Below are 17,697 nucleotides of genomic sequence, written 5' to 3'. Positions count from 1 at the left end.
AGTATAGGATAAGCCCTCGACCGATTAGTATTGGTCAGCTCCATGCATTACTGCACTTCCACCTCCAACCTATCTACCTCGTCGTCTTCAAGGGGTCTTACTAATTGGGAAATCTCATCTTGAGGGGGGCTTCACGCTTAGATGCTTTCAGCGCTTATCCCGTCCGTACGTAGCTACCCAGCCATGCTCCTGGCGGAACAACTGGTGCACCAGCGGTACGTCCATCCCGGTCCTCTCGTACTAAGGACAGCTCCTCTCAAATTTCCTGCGCCCACGACAGATAGGGACCGAACTGTCTCACGACGTTCTGAACCCAGCTCGCGTACCGCTTTAATGGGCGAACAGCCCAACCCTTGGGACCTACTTCAGCCCCAGGATGCGATGAGCCGACATCGAGGTGCCAAACCTCCCCGTCGATGTGGACTCTTGGGGGAGATAAGCCTGTTATCCCCAGGGTAGCTTTTATCCGTTGAGCGATGGCCCTTCCATGCGGTACCACCGGATCACTAAGTCCGACTTTCGTCCCTGCTCGACTTGTAGGTCTCGCAGTCAAGCTCCCTTATGCCTTTGCACTCTGCGAATGATTTCCAACCATTCTGAGGGAACCTTGGAACGCCTCCGTTACTCTTTAGGAGGCGACCGCCCCAGTCAAACTGCCCGCCTGACACGGTCCCCGTACCCGGTAAGGGCACTAGGTTAGAACCTAGATACGATCAGGGTGGTATCCCAACGGCGCCTCCACCGAAGCTTGCGCTCCGATTTCTACGGCTCCCACCTATCCTGTACAGATCGTACCCAAATTCAATATCAAGCTGCAGTAAAGCTCCATGGGGTCTTTCCGTCTTGTCGCGGGTAACCTGCATCTTCACAGGTATTAAAATTTCACCGGATCTCTCGTTGAGACAGCGCCCAAGTCGTTACGCCATTCGTGCGGGTCAGAATTTACCTGACAAGGAATTTCGCTACCTTAGGACCGTTATAGTTACGGCCGCCGTTTACTGGGGCTTCGGTTCATAGCTTCGGGTTACCCCTAACCACTCCCCTTAACCTTCCAGCACCGGGCAGGCGTCAGCCCGTATACTTCGCCTTGCGGCTTCGCACAGACCTGTGTTTTTGCTAAACAGTCGCTTGGGCCTTTTCACTGCGGCCCCCTCGTGCTATTCACACTACCGGGGCACCCCTTCTCCCGAAGTTACGGGGTCATTTTGCCGAGTTCCTTAACGAGAGTTCTTCCGCGCGCCTTAGAATTCTCTTCTCGCCTACCTGTGTCGGTTTGCGGTACGGGCACCTTCTCCTGGCTAGAGGCTTTTCTTGGCAGTGTGAGATCATGACCTTCGCTACTATAATTTTCGCTCCCCATCACAGCCCAGCCTTAATGATGTGCGGATTTGCCTACACATCAGCCTCACTGCTTAGACGGACATCCATCAGTCCGCGTCACTACCCTCCTGCGTCACCCCATCGCTCATAGCGGATTACGGTGGTACAGTAATTTCAAACTGTTGTCCTTCGACTACGCCTTTCGGCCTCGCCTTAGGTCCCGACTTACCCTGAGCGGACGAGCCTTCCTCAGGAAACCTTGGGCTTTCGGCGGATCAGATTCTCACTGATCTTTTCGTTACTCATACCGGCATTCTCACTTGTGTAGTGTCCAGCGCTCTTTTCAGTACACCTTCAACCCCTACACAACGCTCCCCTACCCCAGATACATACGTATCTAGCCATAGCTTCGGTGGTGTGTTTAGCCCCGTTACATTTTCGGCGCAGAGTCACTCGACCAGTGAGCTATTACGCACTCTTTCAATGGTGGCTGCTTCTAAGCCAACATCCTGGTTGTCTGTGCAACTCCACATCCTTTCCCACTTAACACACACTTGGGGACCTTAGCTGATGGTCTGGGCTGTTTCCCTTTTGACAATGGATCTTAGCACTCACTGTCTGACTCCCGGCAATAAGTATATGGCATTCGGAGTTTGACTGAGCTTGGTAATCCTTGCGGACCCCGCACCCAATCAGTGCTCTACCTCCACTACTCTTATACCGAGGCTAGCCCTAAAGCTATTTCGGGGAGAACCAGCTATCTCCGAGTTCGATTGGAATTTCTCCGCTACCCCCACCTCATCCCCGCACTTTTCAACGTACGTGGGTTCGGGCCTCCAGTGCGTGTTACCGCACCTTCACCCTGGACAGGGGTAGATCACACGGTTTCGGGTCTACGTCCACATACTAATTCGCCCTATTCAGACTCGCTTTCGCTGCGGCTCCACCTTCTCGGCTTAACCTTGCATGTTAAACGTAACTCGCCGGTTCATTCTACAAAAGGCACGCCATCACCCATTAATAGGGCTCTGACTTTTTGTAAGCACACGGTTTCAGGTTCTATTTCACTCCCCTTCCGGGGTGCTTTTCACCTTTCCCTCACGGTACTGTTTCACTATCGGTCGCCAGGTAGTATTTAGCCTTAGCAGATGGTCCTGCTGGATTCATACGGGGTTTCACGTGCCCCGCACTACTCGGGATCCGTCTCGGAGAGAATACAGTTTAGGTTACAGGGCTTTTACCTCTATCGCGGGCCTTTCCAGACCTCTTCGCCTACCATATTCCTTTGTAACTCCATGTGAGACGTCCCACAACCCCTAAGAGCAAGCTCTTAGGTTTAGGCTGTTCCGCGTTCGCTCGCCGCTACTGACGGAATCACTATTGTTTTCTCTTCCTCAGGGTACTTAGATGTTTCAGTTCCCCTGGTCTGCCTCTACATTTCCTATGTATTCAGAAATGAGTAACTGCGAATTACCACAGCTGGGTTTCCCCATTCGGACACCCCCGGATCAAAGCTTGCTTACAGCTCCCCGAGGCAGTTTCGTTGTTCGCCACGTCCTTCGTCGGCTCCTGGCGCCTAGGCATCCTCCGTGTGCTCTTATTAGCTTAACCTTGATTTTTCCGCAGGAAAATATCATACGATGACATTCTCTTTGGAATCATCTCACTAATAACATTTACTTGTTTACACAAGTTGCTAAAAGATGTTCTAAAACGCAAATTCGTTTCGGTATCCAGTTTTCAAGGATCAAGTCTTACTTGAGAGCTTAAACTCTCAAAACTGAGCAACGAGTGAGTAACAGGCCTAAACCTGAGTTTGGAAGCTTAGCTTCCGATTTGAATGTTCTCATTGCAGAGAACGATTCTCCATAGAAAGGAGGTGATCCAGCCGCACCTTCCGATACGGCTACCTTGTTACGACTTCACCCCAATCATCTACCCCACCTTCGGCGGCTGGCTCCCTTGCGGGTTACCCCACCGACTTCGGGTGTTGTAAACTCTCGTGGTGTGACGGGCGGTGTGTACAAGACCCGGGAACGTATTCACCGCGGCATGCTGATCCGCGATTACTAGCAATTCCGACTTCATGCAGGCGAGTTGCAGCCTGCAATCCGAACTGAGACCGGCTTTGATGGGATTGGCTCCACCTCGCGGCTTCGCTTCCCGTTGTACCGGCCATTGTAGTACGTGTGTAGCCCAGGTCATAAGGGGCATGATGATTTGACGTCATCCCCACCTTCCTCCGGTTTGTCACCGGCAGTCACTCTAGAGTGCCCAGCATTACCTGCTGGCAACTAAAGTTAAGGGTTGCGCTCGTTGCGGGACTTAACCCAACATCTCACGACACGAGCTGACGACAACCATGCACCACCTGTCTCCTCTGTCCCGAAGGCCGCTGCTATCTCTAGCAGATTCAGAGGGATGTCAAGACCTGGTAAGGTTCTTCGCGTTGCTTCGAATTAAACCACATACTCCACTGCTTGTGCGGGTCCCCGTCAATTCCTTTGAGTTTCAGTCTTGCGACCGTACTCCCCAGGCGGAGTGCTTACTGTGTTAACTTCGGCACCAAGGGTATCGAAACCCCTAACACCTAGCACTCATCGTTTACGGCGTGGACTACCAGGGTATCTAATCCTGTTTGCTCCCCACGCTTTCGCGCCTCAGCGTCAGTTACAGCCCAGAAAGTCGCCTTCGCCACTGGTGTTCCTCCACATATCTACGCATTTCACCGCTACACGTGGAATTCCACTTTCCTCTTCTGTACTCAAGCCACCCAGTTTCCAGTGCGACCTCAGGTTGAGCCCAAGGTTTAAACACCAGACTTAAATAGCCGCCTGCGCGCGCTTTACGCCCAATAATTCCGGACAACGCTTGCCCCCTACGTATTACCGCGGCTGCTGGCACGTAGTTAGCCGGGGCTTTCTTCTCAGGTACCGTCACTCCGGTAGCAGTTACTCTACCGGACGTTCTTCCCTGGCAACAGAGCTTTACGATCCGAAAACCTTCATCACTCACGCGGCGTTGCTCCGTCAGGCTTTCGCCCATTGCGGAAGATTCCCTACTGCTGCCTCCCGTAGGAGTCTGGGCCGTGTCTCAGTCCCAGTGTGGCCGTTCACCCTCTCAGGTCGGCTACGCATCGTCGCCTTGGTGGGCCGTTACCCCACCAACTAGCTAATGCGCCGCAGGCCCATCCCTCAGTGACAGATTGCTCCGTCTTTCATTCTTCTCTCAGGAGAAAAAAGAAATTATCCGGTATTAGCTACCGTTTCCGGTAGTTATCCCAGTCTGAAGGGCAGGTTGCCTACGTGTTACTCACCCGTCCGCCGCTAAGTTATTTTGAAAGCAAGCTTTCAAAATAACTCCGCTCGACTTGCATGTATTAGGCACGCCGCCAGCGTTCGTCCTGAGCCAGGATCAAACTCTCCAATTAGTATTGAAAAGAGCGATATGCTCATTTTGAAACATCTGACGAGAAAATTAATTCTCTAATTTGGATTTCACTTACGTGATTTCCCACTCACTCGTTGTTCAGTTTTCAAAGATCAAGTTCTCGTTGGCGCCGTTTAATGTCTCAGCAGCAACTCTTATACTATATCATGTTCGGCTATTTAATGTCAAGCTCTTTTTTTAACTTCTTTTTCGAGCTCGGCATGTGTACTTCTTGGCCGGACTTAGAATATATCATGTATGGAGATGCATTGCAAGAGTTTTTTTATATAAAATCAAAAGCATAAAACATCATCTATGTATTATCGTATTATAATAACTACCTCCCCTTATCATCTAATTATCTAGAAAGTAAAAAAACAACTGCAGAAGATAACAGTTGTTTTTTAGAAGAAGCTTAGACGATTCTAGATTAATTCCGCTTCCTTCGCTCCAGTAATTACGGCAATGATATTGCTTCGAAGTGCCTCCGCATTGTGCGCTTCATATGGATCCACTTTGAAAACAACAGCATCTGCAATAAAACCTTCTGCAATTTGTCCCAGCTCGTTACCGCTCCCCAGAATATCAGCAGCACTTTTAGTCGCAGCCTGCCAAGCTTCTCTCCGAGTTAAGCCATAATCAATCAATGTATCCAGTTCTTGAAGGTTATAGCCATGTAGTGCAGGTGTGGCATAATCTGTACCGAATCCAATACGAACGCCTTCTCTTTTTGCATAATGAATGGCCTTGGAATGACATTCGGCAGCGCGGGCAGCTCGGTCGCAAATGATCGGGTTCAATGCTAGAACGCCTTTTGGGTCTGCAGCAATACGATAAATTGATGTGGTGGGTACAAACGCTACCCTCGAGTTAGCAAGTCTTCCTGCCTGATCCTCAGTTAGAAACATCCCATGCTCTATTGATTCCACGCCGGCCTGGATGGACCAGTCTATCGTCACTCCGCCCCAGGTATGAACCAGTACCTTCTTATCATGGGCATGTGCATTACGAACAATGAACGAGAACTCTTCTTCGGAAAAGATCGGGTCAACAACTTTCTCGGTAGGTGCTCCAAGCCCGCCTGTGGCCATGATTTTTATCCAACCCGCTCCTGTAGCAAAGATTTCCGCCATGCGTTGTTCTAAATGCTTGAGACCACGGGCATCTGCTGCTCCAATCATATCGCTACTGGTCTGCACTCTTAATGGATGCTGATATTGCTGAACAAGATGCTGCACTGTGCTCGGCAGAATCCCACCTGCATCACGGGCAGTCGTTACACCCGTTCTAAGAGTAGCTTCAAAAGCTTGTGCCTGCATAATTTCGATCTGGTTGGCATCGCGCTTCAATTGATCAGAGTGGTCAAAATCTGTCCAAGCTAAATGCGTATGTAGATCAATAATACCCGGACTTAGCCACAGATCTGTTCCTGCAAGATTTGACTCTACTTGATGCGGCTCCGCTTTAGTAATGGATGAAAAACGCCCATCCTTTATCACGACATCAAAACGTCTGCCTTCGATACCTGCTATAAAAATATCATTGAACGTCTGCAGCTCTGGATGCTTATGAATCATCTTCATTCCCCCCATGCCAGCCGAACAGCTGCTAATGCCTGAACTGGGTCTTGTTTCAACAGTTCGGCAAGCGTGGATATAGCCTTCTCCACACTTTGCCGCTCAGCATTCGTTCCAAAATGGTTGATCCGTAGAAGATGGCCAAATAATTCTCCGTCTCCGGGAGCCACAATGCCTATAGGCTGCTCAATCCGCAACTCTTGCTTTCCAGAAATCCGCACCGTTGTAGTCAGCGTAGAATAATGTCTGCTGTCCTTTTGCCAAGGCTCAAGCCCCAAGGATTTAATACCAGCTACAGCAGCTGCTGCGGCTCGCTCATGGCGTTTGATTACTTGATCCAATCCTTCTTCTTCAATTCGTGTCAAAGCTTGAGTCAAGGCTCTAGCCTCCAGCGTAGGAATGTTTGGTGCAACCCGCAATAGCGCGGCGTCTCCCAGTGATGGTTTCAGATCCAGCAAGGATAAGATAGAATTGCGTGGAGCATTTTCATTCGACTCAAGAAATTCCCAGCCACGTGGAGAAATACTTACGGCACTAACACCGTTGGGTCCAGCTAAGGCTTTTTGCGCACCTATAACTGCAAAATCAACGGACCATTGATCCACCAGCAGGGCCTCTCCCCCAACCGCAGATACGGAGTCCGACACAGTAATTAGATTGAATTCTTTTGCAATTTCAAATATTTCTTTAGCAGGATTAGAGCCTCCAGTAACCACTTCAGCTTGAACAAAAGAAAGGGCACAAGGTTTAAACTCCTTAATCGCGGAAGCAACTTGGTCGCTAGTGACCACTTCATCAAAAGGAACCTTTACTTCAACAACCGTTGCTCCACCCCGCTCAAGCCATTTTCCAAATAAACTTCCATAAGGACCTGTTACTATATTTACAATGGTTCGACCGGGTGCAGCTATTCCGGCGGCTACCGCCTCGATTCCAAGGATTGCCTCAGCCGGAATGATAACTGGAGGGTGCTCAGTAAACAAGACTTTGGAAATTAAATGTGTTAGCTTATTGTACTCAGCCAGTGAAAGTGGTACGTATCCTTTATGTTCTCGGTTCATAAAAAAACCTCCTGATGTACTTTATTTTGGCATTTTTGGAACCGCCGACAACATCTCATAACTGTATGCATGTTTAGGACGGATGAAGAATTGGTCCCGCGGACTCTGCTCCACGAGCTTTCCTTGCCGCATAACTGCTACCGTATCGCTAATTGCATTGATTACTCCTAGATCATGAGAAATAAAAAGCATGGTGAGATTAAGCTCAGCCTTCAGCGTATTGAACAGTTCGAGCACACTAAGCTGCACAGATACATCTAACGCACTTGTAGGTTCATCCGCGATCAGGATGTTTGGCTCAACACTTAATGCACGAGCGATCGCTATCCGTTGACGCTGGCCGCCGGAAAATTCATGCGGGAATTTGTCTAACGCCTTTTGTTCTAAATGAACTTGATTCAAAAGCTCTTTGCATCTTTGTTCAACATCTGTACGCCCCACTATTTTATGAAACAATAAGGGCTCGGAAAGAATTTGCCTAATCGAATGTTTAGGATTTAGCGAAGCATCTGGATTTTGGAAAATCATCTGGATTGTTTTGTGCTGCTCACGGCTTCTTTTCTTTTTTAATTCTTGGGTACCCAACAGAATCTGTCCCTCATTTGGGGCAATCAGTCCAGCAATTACTCGCGCCAGCGTAGATTTCCCTGATCCGGATTCTCCAACAAGCCCAAGGGTGGTGTGCTGCTCAAGATTCAGATTAATACGATCCAGTGCAGTAAAGCCGCCATAATGAACAGTTAAATCTTTTATTTGCAAGGCTAATTCCATGAGTCTCTACTCCCTTCAAGCTCTGGCAAAGGAAGCACCGAATCAATCAGCATCTGTGTGTAAGCGTGTTTCGGATTTCGCAAAATATCAAGGGTATTGCCCTGCTCAACAATCTGTCCCTGTTTCATTACACATAGCCGTGAACACAAGTTTGCTGCAATCGCTAGGTTATGCGTAACAAATACCATGGCAAAACTGAGCTCATGCTGGAGGCTCGTGATCGTCTCAATAATTTGCCGTTGAACCGTGACGTCCAGTGCCGTTGTCGGCTCATCACAGAGAAGTATGCCTGGCTTGCACGCCAGTGCCAGAGCGATGACTACCCGTTGACACTGACCGCCTGACAGCTGACTCGGATACCGGTCCTTTTTCTTCAATGAATCGGGGAGACCAAGCCTTTCGAGCAGTTCCAGTGCAATTACCCGCGAAGTCATACGGCTTACTTTTTGTCTGTAATACACAACTTCAGCCAGTTGTTTGACAACCGTACAGAGCGGATCAAGCGCACCTCTTGGATCTTGAAATACCATCGCACTGCTTACGTCACTTTTAATGGTGCCACCAGTCTGTTCAACACCATTTGGAAGCAAGCCTAAAATTGCACGCAGCGTAAGCGATTTTCCTGATCCCGATTCACCTACTAATCCCAGACTCTCCCCTTTACCCAGCGAAAAACTAACATTATTGACCAATCTCTCATTTGACTTAGCTGCCAGCGATAGCGCCTCTATTTCTAAAATGGGTTGTATAGACATTATTTTTTCCTCCATATGTCTGCCAAACCATCACCTAGGAGCGACAAAGCTATCCCCGTATACACCACTGCAAATCCCGGAACGGCCGAGAGCCACCAAGCTGTAGTGATGAAGGGCTGTCCATCTGAAATCATTGTCCCCCAGTCAGGAGTTGGCGGTGTAATGCCGATACCAAGATACCCGAGCGTAACAATGGCAACAAGCAATCCAATCATATCTGTCATAAGGACGACCACGGCTTGCGGAAGTACATTCGGCAGGAGATGACGCAAAATAATTTTCACTCCTGGTAGCCCTAAGGTTTGAGCGGACGCCACCCATTCCTGATTACGAAAAGAAGCACTAAGACCTCTCACGACACGGGCAAAGACAATCCATCCTACAAAAATAAAAGTAATATAAATGCCTCGTTCTCCTGCTCCACTTGCAAAAGCCACGATAATAACGATCAGATAAAAAGGAAAGGCGATGAATGTATCTGACAACAGTGTAATAACTGTATCGATCCATTTGCCGTAATATCCTGCCAGCATTCCTAGAAATACACCTGTGCAAAAGGGAATGATTTCTGCCAAGACCATGATTTTCAAATCAGTCCTCGCTGCATAGATCAGTCTAGTAAACAAATCACGCCCTAATTGATCAGTTCCCAACCAATGTTCGGCTGACGGAGGCTGTAAAAAGGCACTCAAATTTTGCTCAGAGGGGTCATAAGGACTTATATAAGGTATAAACACAGTCAAGAGAATAAGAGCTGCAAACATAATAATTCCCACTAGAAGTGATGGGGTATTCCATATTCGCTTTAAGCCGCTTGTTATCTTACCGTCTTCATACAATCGCGAGTCTAGTCTTATAGTTTTCATTGTTTTCCTTTCGTTCTGGGATCAAGCCACCAGGAAATGATTTCAATCAAGAGACTGATGATCACAACAGATAGCGCACAGTAAAGTGCTATTCCTTGAATAACCGGAAAGTCCCGTTTCGAAATTGAAGTGAACAATAAGCTGCCAATTCCCTTAATTCCAAATACCTGCTCAACGACCAAGGTGCCTCCGATTAAATAAGAAATATTCACACCCAGCAGCATTAACGTAGGAAGAGCAGAGTTGCGCAGCACATGTTTAAATAAAATAACCCTGTTTGGTATGCCCGCAGCCTTAAGGGTGACTACAAAATCCGATTCTAACACTTCAAGCATCTGCGCTCTTAATGAACGAACAAGCGTAGGAACCTGTGAAAAAGCAACAGTGATTGCTGGAAGTGCAAGACTATGCAAGGTTCCGACCCACCCTTCACTTACTCCCCCAACAGGGAACCAGCCAAGCCGGACACTAAAGAGCAAAATTAAAAGTAAGCCAACCCAGAAGATTGGCATACCTAGAGTAATTGTAGGAAAAATACGTATCAAATGGTCCAGCAGTTTATCCTTATGCGTAGCGGCTACCATAGCGAGCAGAAGGGATACAAAAATCGCCAACACACAAGCCATCACGATGAGCAGCAAAGTAACAGGGGCCCGTTGTGTAATCAACTCTCTTGTTGATGTCCCCATAATAATGGAGTTTCCAGTATCTCCTTGAGTAAACAGCGTCTTCACAAATCGGATGAATTGCTCCCATAAAGGGAGGTCCAGCCCAAGAGTATGATGCATACTCTTGAGCGCCTCAGGGGTGCTGTATTCTCCCAAAATCATTTTTGCTGGATCTCCCGGCACGATTCGTATGATGAAAAAGACTGCTATCATTACGCAGAAGATCACTGCCAATGCTTTTATAAGAGATATCACAAGCCAGTTGTAAGAACCCTTGCTTCCTTTCGGTTGATTTAACACCTGCTTAAGATTCATCATTGGCTGATGCGGACATCTTCGAAACGGGCACTGCCGTTTGGTAGAACAACGAGACCGTCAACTGAAGAACGAATACCTTTTAAAACATCTGGATAATAAAGCGGAATATAAGGAACTTCATCAGCAAGGGTCTGCAGCAGCTTAGTATAGATTTGTGCACGTTCATCGCCATCCGCAGTTTTTTGTCCCTCATATAGAAGCTTCGTTACTTCATCATTTGTATAATGCGTCCAATATGATTTGCTGAAGCCTTCCGGATCGGTCTGGAAAGCAATAATTGAGTTCGCTTCAGGGGAATCCGCTTGGCCACTGTTCAGCATTGCCGCAAAATCATATGCGAAGAAACGTTCACGGAAAGTGGCAAGTTCAATCGATTCAATCTCAATCTTAATCCCGATCGTTTGGCCCGCTGCCTGAATAATTTGTGCCTCTTGAGCTCTTGTGCTATTACCGGATGCTACAAGTAATTTGGTAGTGAAGCCATTAGGGAAGGAAGATTTTGCAAGCTCCTCCTTGGCTGCTTCGATATTAAAGTTCAGTGCTTTGATTGTATCATTTGCGTTATAAGGGATCGTTGTTGGCAGCAATGAGTTTGCTGTTTGTGCATAACCAAAGGTTAGCGCCTTGGTCAAGCCCTCACGATCAAGCGCCAGCGCCAGAGCGCGACGGACATGCACATCAGAAAAATGTTCATCCAACGTATTAAAGAACAATTGCTCTGTCACCCAACTACCGTTAGTAACTACTTTAGTGTCAGCCCCATCTTTAATCTCATTGGCATTTTGCAGAGCCAAAGATTCAATAGCATTAACTTCTCCAGCCTTCAGTTGGTTAATCGCTTGGCTGTCATCTTCAATCAGCTTATAAACGAGCTTATCAATATAGGGTTTACCTTCTTGCCAGTAGAATGTATTCTTAGTGAAGGTCAGATCACCAGCAGTGTCCCATGTTTCAACAACAAAAGGTCCCGTACCGATCGGTTTCTTGAAGAATTCTTCTTCTGATACTCCGCCGAAATTGTTAGGAAGGATACCATTTGAGAAATTAGATAGCTCCGAGATAAATGGTGTATAAGGCTCTTTAAGTGTAATAACAAGCGTTTTGTTATCTTGCGCTTTGATTGTGTCGACTTTTGCGGATATTGCCAGCGGGCCGCCTACCTTCAAGTGCCGCTCAAGAGAGAATACAGCATCTTCTGCGGTCACATCCGTACCATTGGAAAACTTCAACCCATCACGAAGCTCGAATGTATACGTCAGACCATCTTCACTGATATTATGTGACTTAGCAAGCCAATCTACAATTTCACCTTTGCTGTCAAAAGCGACTAATGATTCAAAAACTTTGTCGATTGCAAAAGCATTGTTGGACGTAATCTGATTATGCAAATCCAGCGAAGTTACAGAAGCAGGTCGTCCATAGACGAAAGTCCCTCCCGTTGCAGGTTCTGCAGTTTGAGGACTTTGAGTTGCCGGACTCGCACTTTCCTGTGCCTCTTTATTTGAATCAGCCTTATTATTAGACCCCGAGCACCCTGCAATTAACATCAATAGCAAAACTGCTATTGCCCCCAACAGAATCGGTTTCTTAATAGATACACTAAAGTACGACATAATTCGCTCCCCCTATAATTCTTATATGTTTAGTATGAATTGTATTATGGGTTAAACACTCTAGTCTGTCAAACATAATTTAATTTGCAACAATCCTTAAGTAAATATACATAACAAAAAGACCACTGTCGATTACTCAACAGTGGTCTTGTGTGCTTGGCAACGTCCTACTCTCCCAGGACCCTTCGGTCCAAGTACCATCGGCGCTGGAGGGCTTAACGGTCGTGTTCGGGATGGGTACGCGTGGAACCCCTCCGCTATCGCCACCAAACATGCGTCTGTGAAACAGACGCTGCCGCGTGAAATTCGGTTCATCACCAGAAGTGACAATGAATTTCTAAGCGTGTTACAGGCTTGATGCCTGAAAACTGAATCCGAAACGAATTTGCATTCTAAGTATAGGATAAGCCCTCGACCGATTAGTATTGGTCAGCTCCATGCATTACTGCACTTCCACCTCCAACCTATCTACCTCGTCGTCTTCAAGGGGTCTTACTAATTGGGAAATCTCATCTTGAGGGGGCTTCACGCTTAGATGCTTTCAGCGCTTATCCCGTCCGTACGTAGCTACCCAGCCATGCTCCTGGCGGAACAACTGGTGCACCAGCGGTACGTCCATCCCGGTCCTCTCGTACTAAGGACAGCTCCTCTCAAATTTCCTGCGCCCACGACAGATAGGGACCGAACTGTCTCACGACGTTCTGAACCCAGCTCGCGTACCGCTTTAATGGGCGAACAGCCCAACCCTTGGGACCTACTTCAGCCCCAGGATGCGATGAGCCGACATCGAGGTGCCAAACCTCCCCGTCGATGTGGACTCTTGGGGGAGATAAGCCTGTTATCCCCAGGGTAGCTTTTATCCGTTGAGCGATGGTACCTTCCATGCGGTACCACCGGATCACTAAGTCCGACTTTCGTCCCTGCTCGACTTGTAGGTCTCGCAGTCAAGCTCCCTTATGCCTTTGCACTCTGCGAATGATTTCCAACCATTCTGAGGGAACCTTGGAACGCCTCCGTTACTCTTTAGGAGGCGACCGCCCCAGTCAAACTGCCCGCCTGACACGGTCCCCGTACCCGGTAAGGGCACTAGGTTAGAACCTAGATACGATCAGGGTGGTATCCCAACGGCGCCTCCACCGAAGCTTGCGCTCCGATTTCTACGGCTCCCACCTATCCTGTACAGATCGTACCCAAATTCAATATCAAGCTGCAGTAAAGCTCCATGGGGTCTTTCCGTCTTGTCGCGGGTAACCTGCATCTTCACAGGTATTAAAATTTCACCGGATCTCTCGTTGAGACAGCGCCCAAGTCGTTACGCCATTCGTGCGGGTCAGAATTTACCTGACAAGGAATTTCGCTACCTTAGGACCGTTATAGTTACGGTACGCCGTTTACTGGGGCTTCGGTTCATAGCTTCGGGTTACCCCTAACCACTCCCCTTAACCTTCCAGCACCGGGCAGGCGTCAGCCCGTATACTTCGCCTTGCGGCTTCGCACAGACCTGTGTTTTTGCTAAACAGTCGCTTGGGCCTTTTCACTGCGAGTCCCCTCGTGCTATTCACACTACCGGGGCACCCCTTCTCCCGAAGTTACGGGGTCATTTTGCCGAGTTCCTTAACGAGAGTTCTTCCGCGCGCCTTAGAATTCTCTTCTCGCCTACCTGTGTCGGTTTGCGGTACGGGCACCTTCTCCTGGCTAGAGGCTTTTCTTGGCAGTGTGAGATCATGACCTTCGCTACTACAATTTTCGCTCCCCATCACAGCCCAGCCTTATCGATGTGCGGATTTGCCTACACATCAGCCTCACTGCTTAGACGGACATCCATCAGTCCGCGTCACTACCCTCCTGCGTCACCCCATCGCTCATAGCGGATTACGGTGGTACAGTAATTTCAAACTGTTGTCCTTCGACTACGCCTTTCGGCCGCCTTAGGTCCCGACTTACCCTGAGCGGACGAGCCTTCCTCAGGAAACCTTGGGCTTTCGGCGGATCAGATTCTCACTGATCTTTTCGTTACTCATACCGGCATTCTCACTTGTGTAGTGTCCAGCGCTCTTTTCAGTACACCTTCAACCCCTACACAACGCTCCCCTACCCCAGATACATACGTATCTAGCCATAGCTTCGGTGGTGTGTTTAGCCCCGTTACATTTTCGGCGCAGAGTCACTCGACCAGTGAGCTATTACGCACTCTTTCAATGGTGGCTGCTTCTAAGCCAACATCCTGGTTGTCTGTGCAACTCCACATCCTTTCCCACTTAACACACACTTGGGGACCTTAGCTGATGGTCTGGGCTGTTTCCCTTTTGACAATGGATCTTAGCACTCACTGTCTGACTCCCGGCAATAAGTATATGGCATTCGGAGTTTGACTGAGCTTGGTAATCCTTGCGGACCCCGCACCCAATCAGTGCTCTACCTCCACTACTCTTATACCGAGGCTAGCCCTAAAGCTATTTCGGGGAGAACCAGCTATCTCCGAGTTCGATTGGAATTTCTCCGCTACCCCCACCTCATCCCCGCACTTTTCAACGTACGTGGGTTCGAGCCTCCAGTGCGTGTTACCGCACCTTCACCCTGGACAGGGGTAGATCACACGGTTTCGGGTCTACGTCCACATACTAATTCGCCCTATTCAGACTCGCTTTCGCTGCGGCTCCACCTTCTCGGCTTAACCTTGCATGTTAAACGTAACTCGCCGGTTCATTCTACAAAAGGCACGCCATCACCCATTAATAGGGCTCTGACTTTTTGTAAGCACACGGTTTCAGGTTCTATTTCACTCCCCTTCCGGGGTGCTTTTCACCTTTCCCTCACGGTACTGTTTCACTATCGGTCGCCAGGTAGTATTTAGCCTTAGCAGATGGTCCTGCTGGATTCATACGGGGTTTCACGTGCCCCGCACTACTCGGGATCCGTCTCGGAGAGAATGCAGTTTAGGTTACAGGGCTTTTACCTCTATCGCGGCCTTTCCAGACCTCTTCACCTACCATATTCCTTTGTAACTCCATGTGAGACGTCCCACAACCCCTAAGAGCAAGCTCTTAGGTTTAGGCTGTTCCGCGTTCGCTCGCCGCTACTGACGGAATCACTATTGTTTTCTCTTCCTCAGGGTACTTAGATGTTTCAGTTCCCCTGGTCTGCCTCTACATTTCCTATGTATTCAGAAATGAGTAACTGCGAATTACCACAGCTGGGTTTCCCCATTCGGACACCCCCGGATCAAAGCTTGCTTACAGCTCCCCGAGGCAGTTTCGTTGTTCGCCACGTCCTTCGTCGGCTCCTGGCGCCTAGGCATCCTCCGTGTGCTCTTATTAGCTTAACCTTGATTCTTCCGAAGAAAAATCTCACTAATAACATTTACTTGTTTGCACAAGTTGCTAAAAGATGTTCTAAAACGCAAATTCGTTTCGGTATCCAGTTTTCAAGGATCAAGTCTTGCTTGAGAGCTTAAACTCTCAAAACTGAGCAACGAGTGAGTAACAGTACTAAACCTGAGTTTTGGAAGCTGAGCTTCCGATTTGAATGTTCTCATTGCAGAGAACGATTCTCCATAGAAAGGAGGTGATCCAGCCGCACCTTCCGATACGGCTACCTTGTTACGACTTCACCCCAATCATCTACCCCACCTTCGGCGGCTGGCTCCCTTGCGGGTTACCCCACCGACTTCGGGTGTTGTAAACTCTCGTGGTGTGACGGGCGGTGTGTACAAGACCCGGGAACGTATTCACCGCGGCATGCTGATCCGCGATTACTAGCAATTCCGACTTCATGCAGGCGAGTTGCAGCCTGCAATCCGAACTGAGACCGGCTTTGATGGGATTGGCTCCACCTCGCGGCTTCGCTTCCCGTTGTACCGGCCATTGTAGTACGTGTGTAGCCCAGGTCATAAGGGGCATGATGATTTGACGTCATCCCCACCTTCCTCCGGTTTGTCACCGGCAGTCACTCTAGAGTGCCCAACATTACTTGCTGGCAACTAAAGTTAAGGGTTGCGCTCGTTGCGGGACTTAACCCAACATCTCACGACACGAGCTGACGACAACCATGCACCACCTGTCTCCTCTGTCCCGAAGGCCGCCACTATCTCTAGTGGATTCAGAGGGATGTCAAGACCTGGTAAGGTTCTTCGCGTTGCTTCGAATTAAACCACATACTCCACTGCTTGTGCGGGTCCCCGTCAATTCCTTTGAGTTTCAGTCTTGCGACCGTACTCCCCAGGCGGAGTGCTTACTGTGTTAACTTCGGCACCAAGGGTATCGAAACCCCTAACACCTAGCACTCATCGTTTACGGCGTGGACTACCAGGGTATCTAATCCTGTTTGCTCCCCACGCTTTCGCGCCTCAGCGTCAGTTACAGCCCAGAAAGTCGCCTTCGCCACTGGTGTTCCTCCACATATCTACGCATTTCACCGCTACACGTGGAATTCCACTTTCCTCTTCTGTACTCAAGCCACCCAGTTTCCAGTGCGACCTCAGGTTGAGCCCAAGGTTTAAACACCAGACTTAAATAGCCGCCTGCGCGCGCTTTACGCCCAATAATTCCGGACAACGCTTGCCCCCTACGTATTACCGCGGCTGCTGGCACGTAGTTAGCCGGGGCTTTCTTCTCAGGTACCGTCACTCCGGTAACAGTTACTCTACCGGACGTTCTTCCCTGGCAACAGAGCTTTACGATCCGAAAACCTTCATCACTCACGCGGCGTTGCTCCGTCAGGCTTTCGCCCATTGCGGAAGATTCCCTACTGCTGCCTCCCGTAGGAGTCTGGTAGTGTCTCAGTCCCAGTGTGGTAGTTCACCCTCTCAGGTCGGCTACGCATCGTCGCCTTGGTGGTCGTTACCCCACCAACTAGCTAATGCGCCGCAGGCCATCCCTCAGTGACAGATTGCTCCGTCTTTCATTCTTCTCTCAGGAGAAAAAAGAAATTATCCGGTATTAGCTACCGTTTCCGGTAGTTATCCCAGTCTGAAGGGCAGGTTGCCTACGTGTTACTCACCCGTCCGCCGCTAAGTTATTTTGAAAGCAAGCTTTCAAAATAACTCCGCTCGACTTGCATGTATTAGGCACGCCGCCAGCGTTCGTCCTGAGCCAGGATCAAACTCTCCAATTAGTATTGAAAAGAGCGATATGCTCATTTTGAAACATCTGACGAGAAAATTAATTCTCTAATTTGGATTTCACTTACGTGATTCCCTACTCACTCGTTGTTCAGTTTTCAAAGATCAAGTTCTCGTTGGCGCCGTTTAATGTCTCAGCAGCAACTCTTATACTATATCATGTTCGGCTATTTAATGTCAAGCTCTTTTTTCAACTTCTT

At 48.7% G+C, this 17,697-nt stretch carries 7 protein-coding genes and 5 rRNA genes; all 12 read right to left on the bottom strand.

Annotation, left to right across the window (positions count from 1 at the left end; genetic code table 11):
* Positions 1-4 precede the first annotated feature (4 nt).
* The 12 genes from MHB56_RS14550 to MHB56_RS14495 all read right to left on the bottom strand — a co-directional run bounded on the left by MHB56_RS14550 (position 5) and on the right by MHB56_RS14495 (position 17,490).
* Positions 5-2,931: ribosomal RNA gene (locus tag MHB56_RS14550) — 23S ribosomal RNA — on the bottom strand.
* 261 nt (positions 2,932-3,192) lie between these two features.
* Positions 3,193-4,750: ribosomal RNA gene (locus MHB56_RS14545) — 16S ribosomal RNA — on the bottom strand.
* Together the 16S and 23S rRNA genes form the textbook arrangement of a ribosomal RNA operon.
* 424 nt (positions 4,751-5,174) lie before the next feature.
* Entirely contained in the window at positions 5,175-6,326 is a 1,152-nt protein-coding gene (locus tag MHB56_RS14540) for an amidohydrolase family protein (RefSeq protein ID WP_341143704.1), read from the bottom strand.
* 2 nt (positions 6,327-6,328) lie between these two features.
* Positions 6,329-7,387, bottom strand: a complete 1,059-nt coding sequence (locus MHB56_RS14535; protein WP_341143703.1) for an aminotransferase class V-fold PLP-dependent enzyme — start codon at positions 7,385-7,387, stop codon at positions 6,329-6,331.
* 21 nt (positions 7,388-7,408) lie between these two features.
* Positions 7,409-8,158 (bottom strand): ABC transporter ATP-binding protein, encoded by a 750-nt coding sequence (locus MHB56_RS14530; RefSeq protein WP_341143702.1) that lies wholly within the window; start codon positions 8,156-8,158, stop codon positions 7,409-7,411.
* Positions 8,149-8,913 carry an ABC transporter ATP-binding protein gene (locus MHB56_RS14525; RefSeq protein ID WP_341143701.1) on the bottom strand — a complete coding sequence of 255 codons (765 nt, stop codon included), beginning with the start codon at positions 8,911-8,913 and terminating at the stop codon, positions 8,149-8,151. Before MHB56_RS14525 ends, MHB56_RS14530 begins: the two co-directional genes overlap by 10 nt.
* Positions 8,913-9,779 (bottom strand): ABC transporter permease, encoded by an 867-nt coding sequence (locus MHB56_RS14520; protein ID WP_139329994.1) that lies wholly within the window; start codon positions 9,777-9,779, stop codon positions 8,913-8,915. Before MHB56_RS14520 ends, MHB56_RS14525 begins: the two co-directional genes overlap by 1 nt.
* Positions 9,776-10,765, bottom strand: a complete 990-nt coding sequence (locus MHB56_RS14515) for an ABC transporter permease (protein ID WP_339170653.1) — start codon at positions 10,763-10,765, stop codon at positions 9,776-9,778. The genes MHB56_RS14520 and MHB56_RS14515 overlap by 4 nt, the downstream gene beginning before the upstream one ends.
* On the bottom strand, positions 10,762-12,378 hold the full coding sequence (locus MHB56_RS14510) for an ABC transporter substrate-binding protein (protein ID WP_076195273.1): 1,617 nt from the start codon (positions 12,376-12,378) through the stop codon (positions 10,762-10,764). The genes MHB56_RS14515 and MHB56_RS14510 overlap by 4 nt, the downstream gene beginning before the upstream one ends.
* A gap of 154 nt (positions 12,379-12,532) precedes the next feature.
* Positions 12,533-12,649: ribosomal RNA gene (gene rrf / locus MHB56_RS14505) — 5S ribosomal RNA — on the bottom strand.
* Positions 12,650-12,777: 128 nt separating this feature from the next.
* Positions 12,778-15,703, bottom strand: a 23S ribosomal RNA gene (locus tag MHB56_RS14500).
* Positions 15,704-15,935: 232 nt separating this feature from the next.
* A 16S ribosomal RNA gene (locus MHB56_RS14495) occupies positions 15,936-17,490 on the bottom strand.
* Positions 17,491-17,697 lie beyond the last annotated feature (207 nt).

The organism is Paenibacillus sp. FSL H8-0315, assembly GCF_038005365.1.
GTDB classification, from domain to species: Bacteria; Bacillota; Bacilli; order Paenibacillales; family Paenibacillaceae; genus Paenibacillus_AQ; species Paenibacillus_AQ odorifer.
The sequence above is the reverse complement of the archived record's forward strand: the minus strand, read 5'-3'. Positions and strand labels throughout refer to the sequence as shown.

Excerpts from the sequence above, each read along its gene's own strand:
- MHB56_RS14540 (WP_341143704.1), bottom strand. The coding sequence starts at position 6,326 with ATGATTCATAAGCATCCAGAGCTGCAGACGTTCAATGATATTTTTATA.
- MHB56_RS14535 (WP_341143703.1), bottom strand. The coding sequence starts at position 7,387 with ATGAACCGAGAACATAAAGGATACGTACCACTTTCACTGGCTGAGTAC.
- MHB56_RS14530 (WP_341143702.1), bottom strand. The coding sequence starts at position 8,158 with ATGGAATTAGCCTTGCAAATAAAAGATTTAACTGTTCATTATGGCGGC.
- MHB56_RS14525 (WP_341143701.1), bottom strand. The coding sequence starts at position 8,913 with ATGTCTATACAACCCATTTTAGAAATAGAGGCGCTATCGCTGGCAGCT.
- MHB56_RS14520 (WP_139329994.1), bottom strand. The coding sequence starts at position 9,779 with ATGAAAACTATAAGACTAGACTCGCGATTGTATGAAGACGGTAAGATA.
- MHB56_RS14515 (WP_339170653.1), bottom strand. The coding sequence starts at position 10,765 with ATGATGAATCTTAAGCAGGTGTTAAATCAACCGAAAGGAAGCAAGGGT.
- MHB56_RS14510 (WP_076195273.1), bottom strand. The coding sequence starts at position 12,378 with ATGTCGTACTTTAGTGTATCTATTAAGAAACCGATTCTGTTGGGGGCA.